5 protein-coding genes are annotated in these 3,692 nt (G+C 62.3%); 2 read left to right on the top strand and 3 right to left on the bottom strand.

Annotated elements, in window-relative coordinates:
- From D8Y22_RS19135 to D8Y22_RS22565, 3 genes are all read right to left on the bottom strand, one after another.
- Nucleotides 1-660, bottom strand: a 660-nt coding sequence (locus D8Y22_RS19135) for a cation:proton antiporter domain-containing protein (RefSeq protein ID WP_174811920.1), incomplete at its 3' end; no start/stop codon positions are given.
- Between the two features lie 73 nt (nucleotides 661-733).
- Nucleotides 734-1,774 (bottom strand): sulfite exporter TauE/SafE family protein, encoded by a 1,041-nt coding sequence (locus tag D8Y22_RS19130; protein ID WP_141466277.1) that lies wholly within the window; start codon nucleotides 1,772-1,774, stop codon nucleotides 734-736.
- Nucleotides 1,775-1,777: 3 nt separating this feature from the next.
- Nucleotides 1,778-1,924: a DUF7512 family protein gene (locus tag D8Y22_RS22565; RefSeq protein WP_174811919.1), complete on the bottom strand. Its 147-nt coding sequence runs from the start codon at nucleotides 1,922-1,924 to the stop codon at nucleotides 1,778-1,780.
- Between the two features lie 438 nt (nucleotides 1,925-2,362).
- Between D8Y22_RS22565 and D8Y22_RS19125 the strand changes: the two genes are divergently transcribed.
- Both D8Y22_RS19125 and D8Y22_RS19120 read left to right on the top strand, forming a co-directional pair.
- The gene (locus D8Y22_RS19125) at nucleotides 2,363-3,199 is read left to right on the top strand and encodes a universal stress protein (RefSeq protein WP_141466276.1); all 837 of its coding nucleotides are present in this window, start codon (nucleotides 2,363-2,365) and stop codon (nucleotides 3,197-3,199) included.
- Nucleotides 3,200-3,297: 98 nt separating this feature from the next.
- On the top strand, nucleotides 3,298-3,609 hold the full coding sequence (locus tag D8Y22_RS19120; protein WP_141466275.1) for an SHOCT domain-containing protein: 312 nt from the start codon (nucleotides 3,298-3,300) through the stop codon (nucleotides 3,607-3,609).
- Nucleotides 3,610-3,692 lie beyond the last annotated feature (83 nt).

Raw genomic sequence — 3,692 nt, 5'->3', positions numbered from 1 at the left:
TGCATGTAGCGGTGCCGCGCAGGGTCTGGATCGTGCGCGATCGAGCACCAGCCAGACGATGCCGGCGATGAGGGCCCCGAACGTGAGGCCGACGAACAGCCGCATCGCGAAGTCGCCGACGAGTGCGACTGGCGTTCCGTTCCCGGCGACGAGGACTTCGAAGACGACGACCACCAGAATTGCCGCGGTGACGTCGTTGATCACACCCTCGCCTTCGAGGACGCTGGCGACGTGGTCTCGAACGGTGACGACCTGCAGGATGGGGCCGATCACGGTCGGGCCGGTCGCGATCAACAGTGCGCCGACCAGCAGGCCGACCTCGAGGCTCGTGTCGAGAAAGACGACGACGGCGGCGGCTGTCCCGAGCCAGGTGATCGCTGCGCCGACGGTGACCATCCGGGTCAGTGCCGTCGGACTTTCACGGAGCTTCTCGAGGTGGAGGTGATAGCCACCTTCGAAGAGGATGATCGCGACGCTGACGCCGACCATCGCCGAGAGGCCGCCGCCGAACGTCTCTTGCGAGACGAGTCCGAGCACCTCTGGACCAATCGCGATCCCGGCGACGATCAGAAAGAGGACGCTCGGAATCCGCTGTCGGTCCGCAAGGACGCGGGAGGCGACACCGAGGGCGAGCACGAGCGCGACGGTGGCGATGAGCATCACGATTGACTAATATCCTGGGTACCCGACAGTGCGGGCAATTCGAACCGATACTGGTCGACCGCCTCGGTCATCAGTCACCACCGTCGGTGGCTGGCTGTGCGCCCGCGTCGTCGGCATCGTCTGCGCCAGCCGACTGAACGACCTTGTAGAGGATCATCGACGCGACGAAGAACGACGAGCCGACGAGCAGGAGGACGCTCACCAGATCGAGCGCGCCCGTTCCGAGCCAGTTCGCGAGTTCGGACAGCGCGATCCCGGCGCTGGCGAGGACCATCATGATACCAAAGTAGACGATGACGTCGTCCTCGTCGACCATCGTCGTCGCTGCCGAGCCGATTCGCGCGCCGAGTGCGCTGCCGACCAGCAGCAGGGAGACCACCGTTAGGTCGACGCTGCCGGACATCCCGTAGGTGAAGGTGCCGAACGCACCCGAGAACAGCCCGGCGAACAGGCTGGTCCCGACGGCGGCGGTCAGGGGCGTCCCGATCAGGTAGTAGATCGCGGGCATGCGGATGAAGCCGCCGCCGACGCCGATCAGTCCCGAGACGAGCCCGACGCTCCCGCCGGCACCCGAAATCGTCCACAGCGACGCCCGGCCGCCCGAGGTCAGCGAGATCATCGGCGGGACGGTGTACGACTGGATCTTCTGGCCGACCGCCGGAATTTCGTCGTCGGCGTCCTCGTCGTCATCTTCGGCGCCCTCCTCGTCGTCCAGATTAGCGGCTCGGCGCAGGAACAGTGCCCCGATCCCCGCCAGCAGGACGACGTACGCGATACCCGTCACGAGGTTGGCGATCCCCAGCGCCTCGAGGCCGAAGACGAGCCGACTACCGAGTTCGATGCCGATCGAGAGGACGACGAACAGGATCGCACCGAGTTTGTAGTCAACCTGCCCGACGTCGTAGTGTTTCAACACGGCGATCACGGAGGTACCGAAATAAAATGCCAGCCCGCTCCCGATCGCAACGGAGGCGGGGTAGTCGAGGAGCAACAGTGTCGGTGTGATCAGGAACGAACCACCCATCCCGAAGAAGCCGAACAGCACGCCGACCATGAAGCCGAAGCTCACGAACAGCACTAGCAGGGCCAGACTGAGTCCCAGTATCTCCATCGATTAGGCGTTGGTGATCGTTTTGATCAGCGGCGTTGCGACTCGTTCGAGGACGCCGTAGCCGGCGTAAAGGATGATGGCCTGAACGAGGATGACGCCCACGAGGAGCGTCGCCTGTACCGGTGCGGGGAGCGCCACGGATTCGATCATGCGTCCGACCCGCCGTCGACGTTTGATTGTGTGCGGATCATGGATTTCTGCTCACTATCCTCTACCCGGAGGGCATGTATAACACTTTTGGGACTCATGTACAATATTACTGCAGGCTATGCGACGGCTATCCAACGAGAATATTCGAGTAAGTTATGTGGATATCAGCGGATCGATACCAGCCCGATTTACGCCGGAACAGCGTGTCGTCCGCGTTATATTTGCCAGCCGTACTCACTATCGACGCACAGTTTTCAACTCGTGTGCGTCTCAGTGCAACCGCAACCCGTGATCATGTGGAAATTCGGCTGATTCCACCGGTTAGATGATACGAGGACGCGATATGGACGCGTCCGCTACGATCAACCGTCCGCTCTTCACTCACCCTCGATATTGGGGTATACAAACAATATTATATCGTCGGTACGTACGACGAGTATGAAAGCGGTACTCGCTACTGACCTTTCGGCCGCCAGCGAGGCGACCATCGAGAACGAGACCTGTCTCGAGTGTCTCGGCCGAATCGGCGTCGACGAAATGCACCTCGTGACGGTTATTCCCTCGAACGTTCACGCAGGCATGCCCGGCATCGATTTCGAAAAGCGCCGTCGAAAGGCGATCAGAAACTACGAGCGCGTCATCGAGGACGCGGGATTCGACGTCGAGACGCACGTCGTCCGGGGCACGCCCCATCGGCGGATCCGGGGCATCGCCGAGACGATCGGCGCGAGTCTCACGGTCGTCGGCTCACGCGGGAAGAGCCCGCTCGAGAACCGCGTCATCGGCTCGACGGCGCGTAATCTCGCGCGGACGACGGAGACGCCGCTGCTCGTCAACCGGATAGAGCGCGAGGCCGACGATCCATCCGTCGTCAGACAGCACCTCTTCCAACGCATGCTGTACGCGACGGACTTCTCCGAGAACGCCGAACGCGCGTTCGAGACGTTCTCGTATCTCCGTCACGCGACTCAAGAAGCAACCCTTGTCCACGTCGAGACTCCGAAGGACCCGGGGCTCGCGGAAGAGACGGACCCCGAGGCTCGGCTGACAGAGCTGGCCGACCAGCTCGAGGCGTGGGATATCGAGACGCGAATCGAGGTTCGACAGGGCGATCCCGCCGACGAAATTCTCGCCGTCGAAGACGCCGTCGATCCGACGACGATCCTCGTCGGCTCGCGCGGTCACAGTCGGCTTCGGAGACTGCTGCTGGGCAGCGTCTCCGAGGATCTCGTCGCTCGAGCGAACGGGAACGTGATGCTCGTCCCACCGGCCTGAATGCCCTCCCAGCCCGTCGCGTCTCGAACCGTAGCGATATTGTGATACCGTCGAAATTGTGACCGGCATTTATCATGAGGGCGGTCGAATCGCCACGTATGGCCGACGACACGACGCTCCTCCGAACGGTATTGTTCATCGCGGTGCTCGTCATACTCGTCCCGCTGGTCCTGATGGCTGTCGCCTGGCCGATGATGGGGATGTGGGGTGGCGGGCACATGTGGAATGATGGCGCGTGGACTGGCCCGGGAATGTGGTTAGTTAGCTGGGTTCCCCTCCTGATGCTCCTGGTTGTTGGCTACTTAGTGTACAGGGCTGCCGCGCGCTCGACTCGCGCCGAAGACGACCCGGCGCTCGAGGAGCTCCGACTCGCCTACGCCCGCGGTGATATCTCGGACGTATGTGTTTAGCCCGAGCTGATTTCGGTACTCTCTCGTAGAAAGCGTTCAACGGACGCGATATGAACAGGCAGCAGACATCGGATACGACTCTC

Origin of the sequence: Salinadaptatus halalkaliphilus (assembly GCF_006543045.1) — an archaeon.
In the GTDB taxonomy this organism is placed as follows: Archaea; Halobacteriota; Halobacteria; order Halobacteriales; family Natrialbaceae; genus Salinadaptatus; species Salinadaptatus halalkaliphilus.
Note: the sequence above shows the minus strand (reverse complement) of the source record. Positions and strands in the feature narration are given on the sequence as shown.

Bases quoted from the DNA above. Each gene is read 5' to 3' on its own strand.
- D8Y22_RS22565 (WP_174811919.1), bottom strand. From the start codon at position 1,924: ATGATCGAATCCGTGGCGCTCCCCGCACCGGTACAGGCGACGCTCCTC.
- D8Y22_RS19125 (WP_141466276.1), top strand. From the start codon at position 2,363: ATGAAAGCGGTACTCGCTACTGACCTTTCGGCCGCCAGCGAGGCGACC.
- D8Y22_RS19130 (WP_141466277.1), bottom strand. From the start codon at position 1,774: ATGGAGATACTGGGACTCAGTCTGGCCCTGCTAGTGCTGTTCGTGAGC.
- D8Y22_RS19120 (WP_141466275.1), top strand. From the start codon at position 3,298: ATGGCCGACGACACGACGCTCCTCCGAACGGTATTGTTCATCGCGGTG.